This is a genomic window from Mycobacterium sp. 1423905.2, from assembly GCF_001673155.1.
In the GTDB taxonomy this organism is placed as follows: Bacteria; Actinomycetota; Actinomycetes; order Mycobacteriales; family Mycobacteriaceae; genus Mycobacterium.
In genome coordinates this window covers 18,588-37,871 of sequence record NZ_LZLE01000210.1, presented here as the reverse complement: position 1 = coordinate 37,871, position 19,284 = coordinate 18,588, and the positions used below count along the sequence as shown (strand labels likewise).

18 protein-coding genes and 1 pseudogene are annotated in these 19,284 nt (G+C 67.4%); 10 read left to right on the top strand and 9 right to left on the bottom strand.

The window, feature by feature from the left end; translation table 11 throughout:
- Nucleotides 1-3,727 (bottom strand): ATP-dependent RNA helicase HrpA (gene hrpA, locus A9W95_RS12620; protein WP_067412848.1); only part of this gene is annotated, 3,727 nt, incomplete at its 3' end.
- Between the two features lie 201 nt (nucleotides 3,728-3,928).
- Between hrpA and A9W95_RS12615 the strand changes: the two genes are divergently transcribed.
- Together A9W95_RS12615 and A9W95_RS12610 are read left to right on the top strand one after the other, a co-directional pair.
- Nucleotides 3,929-5,311 carry a PPE domain-containing protein gene (locus A9W95_RS12615; RefSeq protein WP_067412832.1) on the top strand — a complete coding sequence of 461 codons (1,383 nt, stop codon included), beginning with the start codon at nucleotides 3,929-3,931 and terminating at the stop codon, nucleotides 5,309-5,311.
- 32 nt (nucleotides 5,312-5,343) lie between these two features.
- The gene (locus A9W95_RS12610) at nucleotides 5,344-6,411 is read left to right on the top strand and encodes a YihY/virulence factor BrkB family protein (protein ID WP_067412829.1); all 1,068 of its coding nucleotides are present in this window, start codon (nucleotides 5,344-5,346) and stop codon (nucleotides 6,409-6,411) included.
- A gap of 9 nt (nucleotides 6,412-6,420) precedes the next feature.
- Here the strand turns inward: A9W95_RS12610 and A9W95_RS12605 are convergent, their stop codons facing one another.
- Nucleotides 6,421-7,533, bottom strand: coding sequence for a spore photoproduct lyase family protein (locus A9W95_RS12605; protein ID WP_067412827.1), 1,113 nt, complete (start codon nucleotides 7,531-7,533; stop codon nucleotides 6,421-6,423).
- 59 nt (nucleotides 7,534-7,592) lie between these two features.
- Between A9W95_RS12605 and A9W95_RS12600 the strand changes: the two genes are divergently transcribed.
- Nucleotides 7,593-8,474: an SGNH/GDSL hydrolase family protein gene (locus A9W95_RS12600; protein WP_082983062.1), complete on the top strand. Its 882-nt coding sequence runs from the start codon at nucleotides 7,593-7,595 to the stop codon at nucleotides 8,472-8,474.
- The gene (locus A9W95_RS12595; RefSeq protein ID WP_082983061.1) at nucleotides 8,464-8,790 is read left to right on the top strand and encodes a DUF3253 domain-containing protein; all 327 of its coding nucleotides are present in this window, start codon (nucleotides 8,464-8,466) and stop codon (nucleotides 8,788-8,790) included. Before A9W95_RS12600 ends, A9W95_RS12595 begins: the two co-directional genes overlap by 11 nt.
- A gap of 3 nt (nucleotides 8,791-8,793) precedes the next feature.
- Here A9W95_RS12595 and A9W95_RS12590 read toward each other — a convergent pair whose 3' ends face one another.
- Nucleotides 8,794-10,611, bottom strand: coding sequence for a PPE family protein (locus A9W95_RS12590; protein WP_156746173.1), 1,818 nt, complete (start codon nucleotides 10,609-10,611; stop codon nucleotides 8,794-8,796).
- 105 nt (nucleotides 10,612-10,716) lie between these two features.
- A complete protein-coding gene (locus A9W95_RS12585) occupies nucleotides 10,717-12,330 on the bottom strand; it encodes a PecA family PE domain-processing aspartic protease (RefSeq protein ID WP_067412824.1) in 1,614 nt (537 codons plus the stop codon).
- 135 nt (nucleotides 12,331-12,465) lie between these two features.
- Here A9W95_RS12585 and A9W95_RS12580 point away from each other — a divergent pair, with 135 nt between their 5' ends.
- Both A9W95_RS12580 and A9W95_RS12575 read left to right on the top strand, forming a co-directional pair.
- Nucleotides 12,466-12,720: a hypothetical protein gene (locus A9W95_RS12580; protein WP_067412821.1), complete on the top strand. Its 255-nt coding sequence runs from the start codon at nucleotides 12,466-12,468 to the stop codon at nucleotides 12,718-12,720.
- Between the two features lie 21 nt (nucleotides 12,721-12,741).
- Nucleotides 12,742-13,743: a D-2-hydroxyacid dehydrogenase family protein gene (locus A9W95_RS12575; protein ID WP_067412818.1), complete on the top strand. Its 1,002-nt coding sequence runs from the start codon at nucleotides 12,742-12,744 to the stop codon at nucleotides 13,741-13,743.
- Here the strand turns inward: A9W95_RS12575 and A9W95_RS12570 are convergent.
- Nucleotides 13,644-14,114: a hypothetical protein gene (locus tag A9W95_RS12570; RefSeq protein WP_216638164.1), complete on the bottom strand. Its 471-nt coding sequence runs from the start codon at nucleotides 14,112-14,114 to the stop codon at nucleotides 13,644-13,646. The genes A9W95_RS12575 and A9W95_RS12570 overlap by 100 nt on opposite strands.
- Nucleotides 14,115-14,231: 117 nt before the next feature.
- On the opposite strand from A9W95_RS12570, the gene A9W95_RS12565 reads away from it, so the two are divergent.
- The 3 genes from A9W95_RS12565 (at nucleotide 14,232) to A9W95_RS12560 (ending at nucleotide 15,927) form a co-directional block, all read left to right on the top strand.
- On the top strand, nucleotides 14,232-14,906 hold the full coding sequence (locus tag A9W95_RS12565; RefSeq protein ID WP_067412815.1) for a cutinase family protein: 675 nt from the start codon (nucleotides 14,232-14,234) through the stop codon (nucleotides 14,904-14,906).
- Nucleotides 14,907-14,997: 91 nt separating this feature from the next.
- Entirely contained in the window at nucleotides 14,998-15,351 is a 354-nt protein-coding gene (locus A9W95_RS26885; protein WP_156746172.1) for a hypothetical protein, read from the top strand.
- 27 nt (nucleotides 15,352-15,378) lie between these two features.
- Nucleotides 15,379-15,927: a thioredoxin family protein gene (locus A9W95_RS12560; protein ID WP_067412813.1), complete on the top strand. Its 549-nt coding sequence runs from the start codon at nucleotides 15,379-15,381 to the stop codon at nucleotides 15,925-15,927.
- 20 nt (nucleotides 15,928-15,947) lie between these two features.
- Here A9W95_RS12560 and A9W95_RS12555 read toward each other — a convergent pair whose 3' ends face one another.
- From A9W95_RS12555 to A9W95_RS12540, 4 genes are all read right to left on the bottom strand, one after another.
- On the bottom strand, nucleotides 15,948-16,628 hold the full coding sequence (locus A9W95_RS12555; protein ID WP_067412810.1) for an IF2 family translation initiation factor: 681 nt from the start codon (nucleotides 16,626-16,628) through the stop codon (nucleotides 15,948-15,950).
- 27 nt (nucleotides 16,629-16,655) lie between these two features.
- Nucleotides 16,656-17,213, bottom strand: coding sequence for a CsbD family protein (locus A9W95_RS12550; RefSeq protein ID WP_067412808.1), 558 nt, complete (start codon nucleotides 17,211-17,213; stop codon nucleotides 16,656-16,658).
- 94 nt (nucleotides 17,214-17,307) lie between these two features.
- Nucleotides 17,308-17,760, bottom strand: a complete 453-nt coding sequence (locus tag A9W95_RS12545) for an SRPBCC family protein (protein WP_067412805.1) — start codon at nucleotides 17,758-17,760, stop codon at nucleotides 17,308-17,310.
- Nucleotide 17,761: 1 nt separating this feature from the next.
- Complete coding sequence (locus tag A9W95_RS12540) at nucleotides 17,762-18,571, bottom strand: lysophospholipid acyltransferase family protein (protein ID WP_067412802.1); 810 nt, start codon at nucleotides 18,569-18,571, stop codon at nucleotides 17,762-17,764.
- A 248-nt stretch (nucleotides 18,572-18,819) separates the two neighbouring features.
- Between A9W95_RS12540 and A9W95_RS12535 the strand changes: the two are divergent.
- Nucleotides 18,820-19,213 (top strand): annotated as a pseudogene (locus tag A9W95_RS12535) (zinc-binding dehydrogenase); the annotation flags it as partial.
- Nucleotides 19,214-19,284 lie beyond the last annotated feature (71 nt).

The following is a 19,284-nucleotide window of genomic DNA, read 5'->3' as shown; positions in this document are numbered from 1 at the left end:
GCTGCATTCGCTCGCGGTCGGCCTCGGGCGCGAACGGAAGCCGGTCCAGACGCCGACGGATGGCAGTCAGGTATCGAGCCAGGTCGGCCAGACGCCCGCGGCCGGCGGCGGTGACGAACCCGGCTGGCAACAGCGCGTCGAGTTGTGCGCGGATGTCGGCGACGGCGTCGGCTTGCGCGGGCGGCGGGTGCGCAGGCATGGCGAGGTGCACATCGTGGGCTGCGGACAACACCGTTTGTACGCGTGACACCACGTCGAGCGTCGTGGCGACCAGGTCTTGCCCGACCCGGTGGCAGACGGCATGGAACTCCTCGCGCGTCCACACCGGGCCGGGCATCAGCAGATCCGTCGCGGCATCGGCGCAGTCCTCGATCAACGCTGAAAGGGAGCCGTCGGGGTTGGTGCCCAAAGTGAGACGAGTGCGTGGATCGAGTTGCCGCTCAATCGCTTTGATCGGTGAGGACACGCTCAGGCGCACCAATCGACGCAGCCCTGGGCCCGTCGCATCTTTCTGCTCCGCCGGTGTGGCGAAGACCCGTAGTGCGACGACGCCGCCCGCGTCGAGGAAGGCGGGAAATCCCCGCACCAGGCGCCCGTCGACCCGGCGCTCTACGACTTGCGGCAGCTGGTCGAGGTCGTCGGGCCAGCCGCGCAGTTGGGTGCGTTCCAGTTCTGCGGCGACGGTTTGAGCGACGGCCTGGCGAGCCGGTTGCGCCAGTCGCTGCTGCAGCGAAGTGAGGTCCTTGCCGCGCGCGACCTCGCCGCCATCCGGCGACTCGACTACGAAACTCACCCGCAGATGTGGCGGCAGCTTCTCCAGGTCGAACGCGTCGATGGGCACCAAAACCCCTGTGCGCCTGCGTAACTCGCGCTGCATCCCCGCCAGCAGCGGCTCCTTGCTCGGATCGATCCCGGTGAGCACCGCGCGAGCGGTGTCAGGTGCGGGGACGAAGTTGCGCCGCAACTCTTTTGGCAATGACCGAATCAGCGCGGTGACTAATTCTTCCCGTAGCGCGGGCACCTGCCAGGCGAACTCGTCGCGGCCCAGACGTGCCAGCACGTCGATCGGCACATGCACCGTGACGCCGTCGTCGGCGGCGCCGGGCTCGAACCGGTATGTCAGCGGCAGCTCTACGTCGCCGGCTTGCCAGGTGTCGGGTCTGTCGGTTCCGACGCCGTCGGAGCCTGCCCGGGCGCGCAGCAGGTCGTCGCGGGTGAAGGTCAACAAGTCCGGGGTGCGGTGCCGCTGCTTTTTCCACCAGGCGTCGAAGTGGCGCGCGGAAACCACTTCGGCAGGTATGCGGGCGTCGTAGAGCGCGTAGACCTCGTCGTCACCGACCAGCAAGTCGCGACGGCGGGCCCGCTCCTCGAGTTCCTCGAGCTCCGCCCGCAGCCGCGCGTTGTCGCGAAAGAAGTGATGGCGGGTCTGCCAATCGCCTTCGACCAACGCATGCCGAATGAACAACTCACGCGCTAACGCCGGCTCGATCCGGCCATAACCGACGCGACGGCGTGCGACCAGTGGCAGGCCGTACAGGGTCACCCGCTCGTACGCCAATACCTCGCCGCGCTGGGCGTCCCAGTGCGGCTCACTGTACGTGCGCTGCACCAGCTCGCCCGCGACGCGTTCGACGATTTCTGGCTGGATTCGTGCGGCGGTCCGCCCGTACAGGCGGCTGGTCTCAACCAGCTCGGCCACCACCACCCAGCGGGGCGGCCGCTTGGTCAGCACCGAGCCGGGTGCGAGAACGAACCGCGAGTTGCGCGCGCCGAGGTACTCCCGCGCGTCTTCGCGGCGCATCCCCACGTGTGGCAACAGACCCGCCAGCAGCGCCGCGTGCACCTGTCCTGGTTCGGCCGGCTGGTCGGACTCTTCGATGCCTAGGTCCCGCGCGATGCTGCGCAGCTGGCCGACCAGGTCCTGCCACTCCCGGATACGGAGGAAGTGCAGAAATTCGTTGCGGCACATTCGTCGAAAAGCGCTGCGCGACAGGGTTCGTCGTTGCTCACCCAAGTAGCGCCACAGGTTGAGGTAGGACAGGAAGTCCGAGCTGTCGTCGGCGAACCGGGCGTGCTGGGCGCGAGCGGCCTCTTCGCGGTCGGCCGGGCGCTCGCGCGGGTCGGGGATGGTCAGGGCCGCGGCCAGCACCAGCACCTCGCGTACACATCCCTCGACGTCGGACTGCAGGATCATCCGGCCCAGCCTCGGATCCACCGGCAACCGTGCCAGGCGACGGCCGAGGTCGGTGATGGCGCCGTGCTGATCGAAGGCGCCCAGTTCCTGCAGCAGTTGCACCCCGTCGCGGACACTGCGGCGATCCGGCGGGTCGAGGAAGGGAAAGTTCTCCACCTCACCGAGCTGCAAGGCGGCCATCTGCAGGATCACCGCGGCGAGGTTGGTTCGCAGGATCTCCGGGTCGGTGTAACGCGGGCGGGCCGCGAAGTCCTGCTCCGAGTACAGCCGGATGCACACTCCGGGCGCGACTCGCCCCGAGCGGCCCGCGCGCTGGGCGGCGGACGCCTGGGAGATCGGCTCGATGGGCAAGCGCTGGACCTTGAGCCGGCGGCTGTAGCGGGAGATGCGGGCATTGCCCGGATCGACGACGTAACGGATTCCGGGGACGGTCAGTGAGGTTTCGGCGACATTGGTGGCCAGCACGACGCGCCGCCCGGTGTGTGGTGCGAAGACCTTCTGCTGGTCTGCGGTCGGCAGCCGGGCGTATAACGGCAGCACTTCGGTGTGCCGCAGACCCGTGAGAGCTTCGGCGGTATCGCGGATCTCGCGTTCGCCGGACAGGAACACCAGCACGTCACCGGGCGGCTCTGCCTCCAGTTCGTGGATCGCGTCGACGATCGCTTCGATCTCGTCCCGGGTTTCGGTACGGACGATCTCGTGGTCGGGGTCGTCGGGATCTTCGTCGGCATGGGCTGAAACGGGCACTTCCAGCGGCCGATACCGGATTTCGACCGGGTAGGTGCGACCCGACACCTCGACGATGGGCGCACCGCCGAAGTGGGCGGAGAATCGTTGCGGCTCGATGGTTGCCGAGGTGACGATGACCTTAAGGTCCGGGCGGCGCGGCAGCAGCTCCCGTAGGTAGCCCAGCAGGAAATCGATGTTGAGGCTGCGCTCGTGGGCCTCGTCGAGGATCAGGGTGTCGTAACGCAACAGGCGCCGGTCGCGCTGGATCTCGGCGAGCAGGATGCCGTCGGTCATGAGCTTGATCAAGGTGCGGTCGCTGACCTGATCGGTGAATCGGACGGTGTAGCCCACCGCGTCACCCAGTGGGCTGCCCAGCTCGTCGGCGATGCGCTGCGCGACCGTGCGAGCGGCCAGGCGCCGCGGCTGGGTATGCCCGATGGTGCCGCGGATTCCGCGGCCGATGTCGAGGCAGATCTTGGGCAATTGAGTGGTTTTGCCCGACCCTGTCTCGCCGGCGACAACCACCACCTGATGTGCGCGCAGCGCCTCGGCGATCTCCTGGCGCCGCTCGCTGACGGGCAGGTCTGGGTAGGTGATCGCCGGAACCGCGGCTTGCCGACTGGCGACGAGTTGCTGTGCCTTGGTGATCTGCTCGCTGAGCTGCTGCAGCTTCTCCGGGCGCGCGCCGCGCAGGTGCTGCAAGCGCCAGCCGAAGCGCGCAGCGTCGCGGATGGTCAGCCCGTCCAGCTGCTTGCGCAAGGCAGCCCGCGACGTTTCGACGGACGGTTCGACCACTTTGGCCAGGATAGGCGTCCGCCGGCTGTGACAGATCTCACGCGGGCCAAGCGGTTCAGTAAACGCCGAGGATTTTGCGCGTGAACGTATTTGGAATATGCAGGAAACGGATATGAAGATGATGACCAAGGCAACAACTGCACACAGCAACAGAACGCGGTGATGACGCCGCAGCCGTCTGGGCAACTTGGCTGACCGATCGGAGGAACCATGGATTTCACTGCGCTCCCGCCGGAGGTCAACTCTGTCCGGATCTATACCGGCCCCGGATCGGGGCCGCTGCTCGCCGCGGCGGCGGCCTGGGAAACGGTGGCTGCCGAACTGCAGACCGCGGCTAGCCTCTACGAGTCGGCGATCTCCGCTCTGACGGCCGGGCCGTGGCTGGGTCCGTCGGCCGCGCAGATGGCCGCGGCGACCGCTCCCTACGTCGGGTGGATGCGGTTGAGCGCGACGCAGGCCGAGCAGACCGCCACTCAGGCGACGGCCGCCGCCGCCGCGTACGACACCGCGTTCGCGGCGACCGTGCCGCCGCCGGTGGTTGCGGCCAACCGCGCGTTGTTGATGGCTTTGGTGGCGACCAACTTCTTCGGCCAGAATCTCCCGGCCATCGCGGCCACCGAAATGCAGTACGCCGAGATGTGGGCCCAGGATGCCGGCGCGATGCTCAGTTATGCCGCGGCATCCGCGTCGGCGACGGCCCTGACTCCGTTCACTCCCCCGTCGTCGACCACCGACGCCGCTGCCCCGGTGGCCCAAGCCGCAGCGGTGTCCCAAGCCGCCAGCACCACGGCGGGTAGTGCCCAGAGCGCCGTGTCCAACGCCGCTCAGGCGTTCTCGGCGGTCCCTAATGCCTTGACCGGCCTTGCGTCCCCGGGCGCGGCCGCCGCTGAACCATTGTCGCTGCTGGACACGCTCGACTTGCTGGGTGACCTCAGTGGCATCTTCCTGGACCCGGAGATCGGTACCGCGGGGCTGACCCTTGACGGCATTCTGGCCGGCGCGGCTCTGCCCTACGACATCAACGGTTACTTCGTCGGTCTGCACACCGACGACATCGTCAGCGGTTGGGCTGGAATAGAGACGTGGCCCGGCAACGCGCCGGTACCGCCGACTTCTTTCCCAGTGATCACCAATGTTGGCTCGACGACTGCGGCCGGACTGGGTGAGGCCTCTACCGTCGGGGCGTTGTCGGTGCCGCCGGGATGGGCCGCAGCCGCCCCCGAGATGCGTCTGCTGGCGACCGCTTTGCCCGCGACCACGGCTGCGGCCGCGGCAGAAGCGTCTACCGCCGGCGCCGGGAGTCTGTTCAGCCAGATGGCGCTGGCGGGCTTGGCCGGGCGCGCGGCGGCCGGCACCGGCGGAGGCGGCGGCGGGGGTCGTCGGGAGCGGATCGGCGAACGTGTCGGCGCGGTGACCCGCAAGCCGGCGGACGGGGCGCAGCCCGACTCGCCGGAACCGCCGCCGAGCCCGCCGGTCGGTGGGCCGATCACCAGCATCGCCGCGGAGCTCCGCGAGCTTGCGTCACTGCGCGATGCCGGCATCCTCACCGACGAGGAGTTCACCGAGCAGAAGCAGCGTCTGCTCGCGCACTGAATGGATTGGCCCGTCGGTGGGAATCGATGAGTATGGCCGAAGCTGAGACCGACGACCACCTCACCGAGGACCGGGAACGGGCGCCCGATCCCGACGACCCGAGCAAGCCTGACTCGCCGCACGATCTGACCAGGGCGTCCTGGCTCTTCGTGCTACGCAAGACCGGCCGTGAGTTCGTCGACGACCAATGCACCGACCTTGCCGCGGCGCTGACCTACTACGCGGTGCTCTCCCTATTTCCGGCGCTGCTCGTGATGGTTTCGCTGCTCGGAGTGGTCGGGCAGGGGCAGCGGACCACCAAGGCTCTGCTCGACGTAGCGGCCGGGCTGGTGCCGGCGTCCGCGGTCGACATGCTGCGTCAACCGATCGAACAGGTGGTGGCCAACCCGTCGGCGGGTGTGGCGCTGGTGGTCAGCGGGACCGCCGCGTTGTGGTCGGCGTCGGGTTACGTCGGCGCGTTCGGGCGGGCGATGAACCGCATCTACGAGATCGCCGAGGGCCGGCCGGTGTGGAAGCTGCGGCCGTTACAACTGGTGCTCACCCTGGCCGGGCTGGTGCTGGCGGCCGCGGTGGGTTTGATGCTGGTGATCAGCGGGCCGGTCACCGACGCCGTCGGCAACGCGGTCGGCTTGGGAGAGGCCGCTCAGACCGCCTGGGCCATCGTCAAGTGGCCGGTGATCCTGGTCTGCGTCACCCTGGCAGTCGCCATCCTCTACTACGCGACGCCCAACGTGCGGCAACCGAAGTTCCGCTGGCTGAGCATCGGCTCGGCCGTCGCGATCCTGGTGTGGGCGGTCGCCTCGGTCGGATTCGGCTTCTACGTCGGCAATTTCAGCAGCTACAACAAGACCTACGGCGCGCTGGGCGGCGTCATCGTGTTCTTACTGTGGCTGTGGATCTCCAACCTTGCCCTGCTGTTCGGCGCCGAACTCGACGCCGAACTGGAACGGGGTCGTCAGCTGCAGGCCGGCATTGTCGCCGAACGGGAGCTGCAGCTACCGCCCAAGGACACCCGCGTCGTCAAGAAGACCGAGGCTGCCGAACAACGCGACATCCGGCACGGTCGGTGGCTTCGCCGCACCCGAGGCCAGCGCGAATAGCGCCGTCGATCAGAACGCGTACCGGATCCGGCAGGTCGGCAACTTGATCGCGATCAGGTCGGTCAGCTCCTGCACCCAACGGCCCTTCCACGGGCTCTTGTAGCGCACATTCCACTGACCGCTCTGGCTGCGCTTGAGCTGCTGCAAGTCGGGTCGCCAGAGCAGCTCCTCGCCCTTGGGATGCCAGCCGAGGTTGACGTCGTGCAGGCCCTCGTTGTGGGTCAAGAAGATGATTTCGGCGGCAAGCTGCTGCTTGGTGCGTTCGTTGGTGCCGTCGGCGATTTGGTCGAGCAACTCGGCCCAGTCGTCCAGCCAGCCCTCATACACGATGACCGGACTGAAGTTCAGGTGCACTTCGAAGCCGGCCTCGACGAAATCGTCAAGCGCAGCGATTCGGTCGACGATCTTCGAGGTCCGGATGTCGACCAGCCGGGAGGTGTCCTTGGGCATGAGGCTGAACCGGACCCGGGTGCCTCCCCGTGGGTCGTAGTCCAGCAGGTCGCGGTTGACGAACTTGGTGGCAAAACTGGCTTTGGCGTTGGGAATACGCCTGAAAAGTTCGACGAGATCGCGAACGTTGTCCGACACCAGGGCGTCGACCGAACAGTCGCTGTTCTCGCCGAGGTCATATACCCAGTCCACCGGATCACATTGGTTGGGCTCGGGCTTGACGCCTTGTCGGGCGGCGTGCCGCTCGAGGTACGCGGTGATCTTCTCGATGTTGGTGAACACGGTGATCGGGTTGGCGTAGCCCTTGCGGCGCGGAACGTAGCAATAGGAGCACGCCATTGCGCATCCGTTAGCGGTCGAGGGCGCGATCCAGTCACTGGACCGCTCGTTGCGGCGGGCCGACAAGCTCTTCTTCTCGCCTAGGACGAGCACTTCCTGCTTGATGCGGACCCAATCCTCGACATTGCCTTCGTTGCCGTACAGACCGGGTATGGCTTGGTGGGAAAGCACCTGGATGCGCTCGGCGTCGGGGAAGCGGTCGAGAACCTGACGGGCACGGGGAAACTGCTCGATGTCAGGTTCGTGGTAGATGCGTTTGATGTCGAGGAGCCGGTCGGCGAGGTCGACGGGCTTGCGGCGCGGAACAGCGTCGTTCTCTAGCGTTGATGTCATCGTATGGTTTCAACGGCTGGGCGTTGGCTGCTGTTCCGGTCTGACTTCGGGAGTTGTGAGTGATTGACCGCTGGGCGCGCGGGGGCGGCGGCGGCGTGGTCGCCCTGGTCGTCGCGGCGGCCGCCGTATGTGCAACGCCCGCGCCGGCTGGTTTCGAGCCCGCCAAGGCCGTGAGGTATGTGGCGCTGGGCGACTCGGCCGCCGCGGCGCCGCTGGTGCCGGAGTTGGCCGATCCGCCGTGGTGCTTGAAGTCGACCAACGACTACCCGTCAGTTCTGGCGCGGCGCCTGACCGCGACCGGCTTCACCGACGTCAGCTGTAGCGGAGCCACCACCGCCGACATCATCGACCGGGGCCAGCAGACACGCGGCGGAACCGTTCCCCCGCAGATCGATGCGCTGACTGCCGACACGGAATTGGTGACCATCACGATCGGCGGCAACGACGTCGGGCTGGCCAGCAGCGCCTCGAAGTGCCGCAGGGCGTCACTGTCCGAGCCGCCCTGTTTCGCCGATCTGGCCGCCGACGGGACGGACCGGTTCAGCGCGGCCATCCGCAAGCAGGTGTCGGTGTGGGACGCCATGGTCGACGCGGTGCGGGCCAAAGCGCCGCACGCGCGCATCGTGTTGGTCGGCTACGGAACCTACATCCGGCCCGGCGGATGCTTCGGCGAGCAGCCGATCAACCCCAACGACGCCGACTACTTTCAAGCCAAGGTCGGCGAGTTGAACGATCAGCAGCGGGCGCTGGCGGCCAAGAAGAACATCGAATTCTTCGACACGCGGCCGGTGTCGCTCGGGCACGATATGTGCGCCGCTCCGGAGGACAGGTACTTCGAAGGATTCGTTGTCACACACAGCGCGGCGCCGCTGCACCCCAACGCGATGGGAGCTGGAGCGGTAGGCAACGCGCTGGCCGATTGGATAGTCCATGCGCGCTGAATTGCGCCGCATCCGCGACGACGGTGGCCGGGGCGCCGGTGACGCCGAAGCTGCGTTGAACGACGGGCCGGTCGGGCCTCGCCTGCGCTCGGCGATCCTGGCGTTGGCTCGGCACCGAGGCCCCGACAGCAGCACCTGTCCCTCCGATGCGGCCCGGGCCGTCGGCGGCGAGGACTGGCGCGCCCTGATGGACGAGGCGCGCGAGATCGCTCGTGAACTCGCCAGGTCCGGGGCGGTAGAGATTACGCAGCGCGGCGCCGTGGTGGATCCCGACGCGACGTGGCGAGGGCCCATCCGCATCCGAACGACCCGCTGAGGATCACCCCGGCAAGCCGCGACTGCCGTTGCTGGTGCTGCCGAAACCGCCGAATCCGCCGACGCCATCGGCATCGCCGAAGCCATTGCCGCCGTTGCCGCCGTTGCCGCCGAACCCGGCCACACCGCCGAAGCCGTTGCCTCCGTTCCCGCCGTTGCCGCCGGGCGCGACCAGGCCGCCAGTGTTGCCGTTGCCGCCGTTGCCGCCGCGGGCGGTGCCTGCTGCGGCGTCGGCATCTCCCCCGTTACCGCCCACGCCGCCATTGCCGGTCAACCCGCCGGTGCCGCCATCACCGCCCTGGCCGCCGTTGGCATTGCCGGCTCCGGATGTCGCGTCACCACCCCGGCCGCCGAAGCCGCCGGTGCCCGAACCGGCGGAGTTGCCTCCGTTGCCGCCGTTACCGCCGTTCGCGGTGCCGGCCGCGGCTACGGCGTTGCCGCCGCTGCCGCCCGGCCCGGCGTTCCCGATGACCGAGGCTCCCCCGTTGCCGCCGTTTCCGCCGGTCGCGCCGTTGGGGCCGCCGGTGAGGTCGTTTCCGCCCGCACCTCCGGCGCCACCGCTGCCGAAATCGCCTGCGTCACCGCCGTTTCCGCCGTCGCCGGCATGGTTGGCCAGCACTGCCCGGCCGCCGTTGCCACCGTTGCCGCCGCTGCCGGCAAGGGACGCACCCGCTCCCCCGTCGCCGCCGTCGCCGCCGAACACAGAGCTGCCGCCGTTGCCGCCGTTGCCGAACATGACCGCCGCTTGGCCACCGTCGCCGCCGTTGCCCGACACGCTGGAGCCGCCGTCGCCGCCGCTGCCTGCGATGGCGCCACCGCTACCCCCGGCGCCGCCATTGCCGGATTGGCTGAAGCCGCCGCTGCCGCCGTTGCCGGCGATGGCCCCGCCGTTGCCGCCGGTACCGCCGGGTTGCCCTAGCCCGGTGGCCGCGCCGCCGGCCCCGCCGAAGCCGAAAAGCCCGGCGTTGCCGCCGGCGCCACCGGCCCCGCCGTCACCACCCATGCCGCCGCTGCCGAAGAAGAATCCGCCGGTTCCGCCGGCGCCGCCGATTCCGGTCGCCCCGCCGCTGCCCCCGTTGCCGCCGTTGCCGAACAGGCCGGCCGCACCGCCGGCGCCGCCGCTGCCGGACGGGTTCGAGAAGCCGTTGCCGCCGTTGCCGATCAGCAACCCGCCGGCACCGCCGGTCGGATTGGCCGCCGTTCCGTTGGCGCCGTTGCCGATGAACGGGCGGCCCAGCGCCGCTTGAGCGGGTGCGTTGACGACGTTGAGCAGGTTCGCGGGCGACAACTGGGCGGGCAGACTCTGCAACGCGCTCTGCCACGACGTGAGTTGGGCCGCCGCGGCCGAGGCGCCACCGTGGTAGCCCACCATGGCGCTGACGTCTCGGGCCCACATTTCTTCATAGACGGATTCCATGGCCGCGATCGCGGGCGCGTTCTGTCCGAAGAGATTGGTGACGACCAAGCTGACGAGGTTATTGCGGTTGGCCGCTACCACGAGAGGACGCACGGTGGCGGCCTGCGCGGCCTCGAACGCGTTGACCATCGCGTTGGCTGTCTGCGCGGCCGATTCGGCTTGGGCGGCAGCGGCATTGAGAAAGCCGGCGTACCGAGCGGCCGTGGCGGCCATGGCCGTCGAGGCACTGCCCTGCCATGCTTGCCCGGCCAGCCCGGAGACCACCGAGGAGAAGGACTCCGCTGAGGAACTGAGTTCAGCCGCCAGGCCATTCCACGACGCGGCAGCGGCCAGCATGGGCGCCGCCCCCGCTCCGGAGAACATCAGCGCCGAGTTAATTTCCGGCGGCAGCATCAAGAAACTCATCCCAGGACCCTCCCCATGCACGCGACAAGACGCCGGGAGGCTTATCCGTGGGAATCAGCTACGCGGCCAGGGCGGGGATGCCCAAGATTGTGGGATTAACACCCGTTACGGGTAGTGCGGGTCGTAGAAGACGGTGGTTCCGGTTCCGCCGGGGCTGTAGTCGATGAACACCGGCTGGTAGGCGAAGGGGAAATTGCCGCTGTTCATCGTGTTGCCCGTGGTGATCACCGGCGTATAGCCGGTGCTTGAGTTGGTCTCATACGTATACAGCAGGTCGTTGTTCATGTTGTAGACCGAGATGGTGGCGTTGGGCGGCAGACCCCCTGCTGGCAGCAGGGATGCCGGCAAAGTGCCCGTAACGCCACCCGAGTCCAGGATCGCAGTCGTCGGCAGCATGGGGCCGCCGTTGATGCTCACTTGCACCGGTGAAATCGGCGCCCCGATAGTCGAGTGGCTAGTACTCGGCAGCGTCTGCGGGCCGAACTGCAACTGGCCTTGCGGCTGATTGATGAGCACACCCTGGTTGAGATCTCCGCCCAAGCCGACGACCGGGCTGCTCGGGCCCGGGCCCACCGCATTCGGGCCCAGCCCCAGGACGCCCGTCACCCCGGCCGGTGCGAAGAATCCCTCCAGCGTCTGCGGGAAGGCAAACAAGACGACGTTGACTGGGGTCGGCGCAGTCACGATGCCGTTGCCGAAGTCGACCGGCGCGTTGTAGGTCGCGAAAAGATAGGTCAGTCCGCCGCTGTAGCCGCTCATCCCGAAAGAGATGGGCAGTCCCAACTTGAGCAGGCCCGGTAGGCCGCCGATGGCATTGGGCGTGACGACCAGACCTTCGGAACCGGTATCGACCAGGATGGGCAGGTTCGGTCCGCCGTTGACGGAGATGTTCACGTACGGTTCGGTGCCGGCGTTGACGCCCATGGAGACAGTTCGGCCGTCCCAGCCCAAGCCGCTGTGGCCGGCGCTGCCGAAGAGCAGACCTCCCGCACCACCCGGGCCGCCGTAACCACGGCCAAGGGCGCCGTTACCGGTACCGCCAGCTCCGCCGTTACCACCCCAGCCGATCAGGCCGGTAGCAGCGCCACCGGCGCCACCGGCTCCTCCACCGGCGCCGCCGGTTCCGCCCGGGCCGCCCCAGCCGTAGAGCCATCCGGCGGACCCACCCGGGCCGCCGGCGCCGGTCCCAGAGCCGTTCCCACCTACACCGCCATTGCCGAAGAACCCCGCCGCCCCGCCGGCACCACCGCCGACATTGCCGCTCGTCGGCGAGTAACCGTTCCCGCCATTGCCGATCAGCAGCCCGCCGGCCCCGCCATTGGGATTCGCCACCGTTCCCGCCGCTCCGTCACCGATCAGCGGACGCCCCAGGAACAGCTGGGTGGGCGCGTTGATCACACCCAAGACGTTCTGTTCGATCACCTGCAGTGGCGACGCGTTGGCCGCCTCGGCACCCAGATAGGAGGCTGCACCCGCACTCAAGCTCTGCACGAATTGCTGGTGGAACGCGCTCAGTTGAGAACTCAGCGCCTGATACTCCTGGCCGAAGCCACCGAACAGCGTCGCGATCGCGGTCGAGACCTCATCCGCAGCCGCGGCTGCCAGCGAGGTGGTCGGTGCGGCAGCGGCCGCGTTGGCCGAAGTGAGTGTGGAGCCAAGCGTCTCCAAGTCGGCTGCTGCCGAGGTCAGCCACCCGGGATCTACCAGCACTAGTGACACGCCGCCGCCCCCTCAGTTACCGATGGATGTCAGCAAGCAGCGTATCGGCGTCCGACACGGATCAAAGCCGTTTTCACGCATTGGTAACCCGACGGGCCGCCAGGCGTCAGGGCCGGATCGATTACCGTCGAGCATATGTCTGAAGTCTCCGGTAACGATCGAATCGACGACGTCGCCCCCGGCGACATCATCGCCGTCGACCGCGGCACGGGTGAACAGCCCTACAAGGTGGTGTTCAAAGACGCCAGCAATGGCCACTTCGTAATCACGTTCCAAGACGACAACGGCGAGACCTTCCAGCTCGAACTGGAAGCCGGCAGCACGGTCAAGCGGTCGCTCGCCTCGAAGTGGGAGTCGACGCAAAGCCCCACCCCACACTCAGAGGGCTAGCACCAGGCACCGGGAGACCGTATGCCTCGCGTGGCGATACTCGACGATTACGCCGGTGTGGCGCTTGAGGTCGCCGACTGGTCGCCCGTGCAGTCGCGTGCGCACCTCGAGGTATTCGACCGGCACCTATCCGAAGACGAGGCCGCCGAAGTGCTGCGGCCCTTTGACGTGGTCTGCACCATGCGCGAACGCATGGCGCTCCCCCGGACGCTGCTCGAGCGGCTGCCCAACCTCAAGCTGATCACCATCGTCGGGAGAAGCCTGCCCAACCTCGACATGGCGGCGGCCAGCGACTGCGGCGTCGTCGTCGCCCACTCCAATTTCGCCAATCCGCGCTTTCGCACAGTCAGCGACGCCACCCCCGAGTTCACCTGGGGATTGTTGATCGCCACGGTGCGCAACCTCGCCGAGGAACATCGACGCATGCGTGACGGCGGCTGGCAGACCACCACAGGCATGACGCTGTCCGGCAGGACGCTCGGGCTGCTCGGCCTGGGCCGCATTGGCAAACGCATGGCTGAATACGCCCACGTGTTCGGGATGAAGGTCATCGCGTGGAGCCAGAACCTGACCGAAGAGGCCGCGGCCGACGTCGGCGTGCGCCGCGTCGAGAAAGCCGCGCTGTTCGAAGAAGCCGACGTCGTCTCCATTCATGTCGTGCTCTCCGAACGCACCCGTGGCCTGGTCACCGAACGAGAACTGGCATTGATGAAGCCGCACGCTTACCTGATCAACACCTCCCGCGGCCCGATCATCGACGAGCCCGCCCTGATCGCCGCGCTCAGCAACCGCCGTATCGCCGGCGCTGGCCTCGACGTCTTCGACATCGAGCCGCTGCCCAGCGATCACCCGTTGCGGACGCTGCCCAACGTGACGCTTGCCCCGCACTTGGGTTATGTCACCCGAGAAACCCTCAGCGCCTTCTACTCCGACACCGTCGAAGCCGTCGTGGCATGGCTGGACGGAACGCCCGTTCGCGTCGCCAACCCCGAGGCGCTGGGCCCGCCGAGCGAGCGGAGCTGACGCAGCCGCACCAGCAACGCCACCGCCACCGCGAGCGACAGCGCACCCAACGACCACGCCTGGCCGATCGAGCCACCTTCGTGCAAGTCCACGAAGTGGTTGACGGTGTGCACCGTGTTCGCCACCAGAAATCCGGCCAGCGCGGTGGCCAGAGCGTCCGCCCACAACAACGCCAGCAGCAACGTGACCCCTAGGCCGAGCTGAAACGCGCCGAGATCATGCAAGAAGTGCAGGTGCTGGTGGAACGCGACGACTCGCGCGAACGACGACGGATCGACCAGACACCACAGCCCGATACCGCACATGGTCAATCCAGCCAACGCCGTCACCGTGACGAGATACACCCGTCCCACCGCACTCAAGCGATTCATCATGCCGCCCCTTCCAGTGGCTATTCCGTCATCGCCAGGGAGACGAAATAAGGCCCCATAGTGTGACGGAGGCAGCCGCCCCCGGCGCGCCTCCCAGCGGTATGTCAGCATTTGGGCATGACTGCACGCAGCCTCACTCGCATTGTTGGTGCCTCGGTAGTGACGGCGGGGGCGTTGCTGACCTCGCCACTGGGCGGTCCTGCCGCCGCCGCTGACCCGTGTTCGGACATCGCGGTGGTGTTCGCCCGCGGCACCCACCAGGCGCCCGGGCTCGGCGACGTCGGCGAGTCGTTTGTCGACTCCCTCACCTCGCAGGCGCGTGGCCGGTCGGTCAACGCCTACGCGGTCAACTATCCGGCCAGCGACGACTACCACGGCAGCTCGTCGGCGGGTGCCGATGACGCCAGCGCGCACATTCAAGATGTCGTCGCCAGCTGCCCCAACACCAAGATCGTGCTGGGCGGATACTCCCAAGGCGCGACGGTGATCGACCTGGCCACCTCGGCCGTGCCGCCTCAAACGGTCGACCGCGTCGCCGCCGTGGCGCTGTTCGGCGAGCCGTCCAGCGGCTTCTCCAGCGCCTTATACGGCGGCCAGCCGCTGCCGACCATCAATCCGGCATACAGCTCCAAGCTCATCAGCCTGTGCGCCCCAGAGGACCCGATCTGCACCGGAGGCGGCAACATCATGGCCCACGTCTCCTACATCCAGTCGGGAATGACCGCCCAGGCCGCCAGCTTCGCGGCGCAACGACTCAACCAGGTCCCGACCGCGCCGCCGTCGGGCGCTTAACGCCCAGGCCACTTGGGATCGGTAGCCAGTCCGCGCTGATGTCCTTTCTGCAGCGACGCTATGTGAGGTAGCGCCCGAAGAAAGGACATCCATGGACTTGGCGAGACGGCCAATCACGAAGTGGGCAACGACCGCCGTCGTTGCGGGCGGTCTGGGCTTGGCCGGTGCGGGTCTGGCCACTGCTACCGCGCATGCCGACCCCTCCCCAATGGTGTGCCAGGACCCCACCTCGGGTCCGAGCCCGACGAACAGCTGCACCTACCAGTGGTGTCCCGGTTCACCGGAGATGCGGCACATGCCGGATTGGGACAGAAGCGTCTGTCACCCTTGGTATTTCGACAAGGACAGTCCCCCGACCGACTCGCGGATCATCGAGGGCTTCCCGCCGCCGTACCCGCCGTCACCGCCGTGCATTCCGTTCATCAACTGCTTGCCCGGACTCTGAGAAGCGGCGACGGATACCCTGGCGGGCATGGCCGTCGAGTCCAGCATGCTCGCCCTGGGTACCCCCGCGCCGTCGTTCGCACTGCCTGAGCCGGCCACCGGCCGCACGGTCGGTCTCGACGATCTCGCCGGTCCCGCCCTGGTGGTGACGTTCATCTGTAACCACTGCCCATACGTCAAGCACGTCGCCGCCGGACTGGCCGATCTGGGCCGGGACTTGGCCGAGCGGGGCGTGGCGATGGTCGGGATTTCCAGCAACGACGTGGTGACCTATCCCCAAGACGGGCCGGACCAGATGATTGCCGAGGCTCGCCGGCATGCGTGGACGTTCCCGTACCTCTACGACGAGACCCAGGACGTGGCGCGCGCCTACTCCGCGGCCTGCACGCCCGACACCTTCGTCTTCGACGGGCAGCGTCGACTGGTCTATCGCGGACAGCTCGACGACTCCCGGCCGGGTAACGACCGACCGGTGACGGCCGCTGACGTGCGCGCGGCCGTCGACGCGGTGCTCGCGGGACAGCCGGTCGACACGAACCAGCGGCCGTCGATCGGGTGCGGCATCAAGTGGCGGTGAGCCGCGGCGCCTAAGCGCGCCTACGACTTGTCGCTGGCGCGCTCTTCCTGCCGCTTCTCCTTCTCGGCGTCGGCCAGGTCCTCGACCTGATTCGCCTCAGCCCGCTTGCCGGCAGCCTCACTGCGCATCTCGCGGGCATCGTCGAGCTTAGAGTCGGCGGCCTTCGCGGCGGCGTTCTCGACGGCCTTGGTGCGCGCCTCGGTCTGCTCGCGGGCCGACTCGGCCGCCTCTTTGCGCTTGGCAGCCACCTCATCCGCGCGCTGCTTGGCCGACGCGCTCTGCTTTTGCGCGGACTGAGCCGCTTCACGCTTACGTTCTTCGGCGGCGTTGCGCGCTTCTTTGATCTCTTGCTCGGTGGCTGCGCGCGCCTGCTGCTGATCCTGGATCGCTTCGTCGCGCACGCTCTTGAGCTTGGTGTCGGCCTGCTGCTTACGCGTCTGAGCCTTCGCGTCGAGCTCAGCCGCGCGGCTCAGCGCATCGGTGCGCTCAAGCAGCGCAGCGCCCCGCTCGGCCAGCTTCTGGTCGCCCAGCACTCCCCCGATGGTCGTGTCGAGCATGCCCAGCGAACGCTCGAAGAACAATCGCGCCGGCGCTTCGGAGCGAACTCGGGCGAAGACCCGGTCCTCGATCACCTGCAACGGCAAACGGGCGAGCTGGTATTGGAAGCGCAGAACTTGTTGTGTGACGCCAGATATTTTCATCAGCTGCTCCTGTGTCTAGCCGTGCCCTCAGGGCAGGTCCGATTGCTTGCTTATGTCCTGGGCCTCCCGCCGCAGGCGTTCGGCTTCCAACTGCTCGTTGGAAGCCGCCTGCACCGAACTCTGGTGTTCTGCGGCGGCGTCGACCACGTCTTCGGTCGCTTCGCGAAGTTCCTCGCGCTCCTCGGCTCGCGCCTCTTGCATCTCGCGTTGGGCTTCGAGCTCTGCTTGGGTCCGCTCGGTGGCGGCTCGCTGCTGAGCAGCCTGGTCGGCCGCCTGCTTCTGCGCGGCCTCCTGGGCCTCGATCGAATCCTCAGCCGCCGTGGCTTGGGCGTTGGCCGCCAAGCGCTGCTGGGCACCCTTCACCTTGGCCTCGGCCTCGTTGGCGCGAGCTTGATCCGCCTCCGCCTCCGCGATGGCGTCGATGCGGTTGGCCTCCCGGCGTTCTTCGGCTTGCGACTGCTCCAGCTGACCCTCTTTAGTCAGCGAATCGTTGCCGGTCACGGCACCGACAACCTCTTTCGCCTTGCCCTTGACCGAATCGATCAGACCCTTGCGGGCCTCGCCGGCTTTGTCTTGTTCACTCATCGAAACTCTCCTCGTGGCATGAGCCATGACCTCGTTCGGTGTCAGGCCAAGTGATTCCACACAGCCGACGCCTCAAACACCGATGTGACTTCGGTCACCGGCGGTTCGATCGATCGCTTTCGAACTCGAGGTGGTGCCGGATCTCTTCTGCAGCGGCTTCGAGGTTGCGAGTAGCCAGACCGCGGCCGATCAGCTCACTGATCCGGGCGATCACATATCCGGTGAGTCGATATTGCAGGGTCAGGGTCAACCGGCTACCCCGACGATGCGGCTCGACCCGAGCTTCGAACGAATGCCGTGTCCCCCGGACCGACCGCCACGTCATGCGCCCGTCACCGGGCGGTGAAACGAGCACGCGGCCACCGAGATAGATGGTGCCGCTGTTGAGGAACACATCCCATAGCTCACCGTCGTCGCACGACTCGACGAATTTGCACCGGCTGAACGCTGACACTTCGGGAATCAACTTGTGCGGATCGGTGACGAAGCCGCTCGCTTCGTCGACCGGGCAGCGGATGACGCGGGAGACGGTAACTGTCTGCGTCATCTCACCGGACCAACGGGAGGACGGTTTGGCTGGCCAGGTTCGACAGTCCGACCTGCATGACGCTGGTGACGTAGGCGAACGCGTCGTCCCAGTCCGGCTGGGCGCCGAAACGCTCCCGCAGGTCGATCGGTTCGAGCACCTCCATGCGGATCTTCGCCGGTAGGGGCAAGTGCGGTAACGGGACCGGCAGCAAACCCCACGGGACGCTCAGTGTCATCGGCAAGCTCTTCACCCGGAGGAACTTGTCCAACCGCAGCATCTTTGCCGTGCGCCGGCCGTCGTTGAGCACGATCAGGGTGTCGTGACCGCCGGTCGCGACCACCGGAACGATCTTGACGTTGCAACGGTGAGCCAAGCGCAGAAAACCCTTGCGACCTGAGAAGACGATCTTGTGCCGGTCCCGCCACGGCCGCAGCGCCTCGACATCCCCGCCTGGGTACACCAGCGCTGAGCCGCCGCTGTCGAAGATCTTCTCCGCAAACCCGTTGTCGGCGGGAACGACGCCGAGCTTGCGGGTGAGCCCGCCGAGCACCGGCGCGGCCGTGATGGTGTCATGCGCCAGTGCGTACAGCGGACGCCCTTCCACGGTGAAGAAGGTGTTGTAGGCGAGAAGTAAAACGAAGGTGTCCGGCGTGGCACCGCCCCCGCTGTGGTTCCCGACGAACAACACCGGCTCGTCCGGGACGTTCTCGAAACCGTTCACCTCGGCGCGAAACCACACCGTCGAGGCCAACCACAGCGTAGGAAGGACCGCGCGGATGAACTCCGGATCACGCTCACGAAGCTCGACCGGCAAAGATGAGTCGCTCATTACGGTGGATTAAACCGATTCGCCCCGTGCTTAAACCAACTAAGCGTTCGCGGACGCGCGGATGCCGTACGGGCCACGGCAGGTCAGGCCGGCGAGACGTGGGTAGGAGTCTGCCGGAAGCAAAGGAGAGGATTTATGCGACGAGCTGTCATATACGGCGCGGGCGACGTGCGCGCAGAGCACGAGCCGGAACCGCGCATCGTCGACCCACCGACGCGCTCATCCGCACCGCCGCGACGTGCGTGTGCGCGACCGACATTGTCGCCGAGCGCGGCGGCGAGGGTGTGGCGTCATCAAGGACATGACCGACGGGATCGGTGCAGACGCCGTCTTGGAATGTGTGGGCACCGCACAGTCAATGCACCAGGCGATCCGTTCTGTCCGTCGCGCCGCTTTCGTAGGTTCGTCGGCGTCCCTCACGATGTCAACATCACCGGAGGGCAACTCTTCGGCGCCATCGTCGGATTGCGCGGCGGCCCCGCCCCCGTCCGGCACTTCCTGCCGCGATTGATCGACCTGGTCCTCGACGGACGCATCAACCCCGGCAAGGTCTTCGATCTGTACCTGCCGCTGGATGAGTTCGCGGAGGCATACCGAGCTATGGACGAGCGCCGCGCCATCAAGGCCTTCGTGCAGCCTTAAGTACGCCCCCATATGCGCCAAGCATTTCCTGTGCGTGACGGGCTTGAGTCGAACATGTTGCCTCACATGGC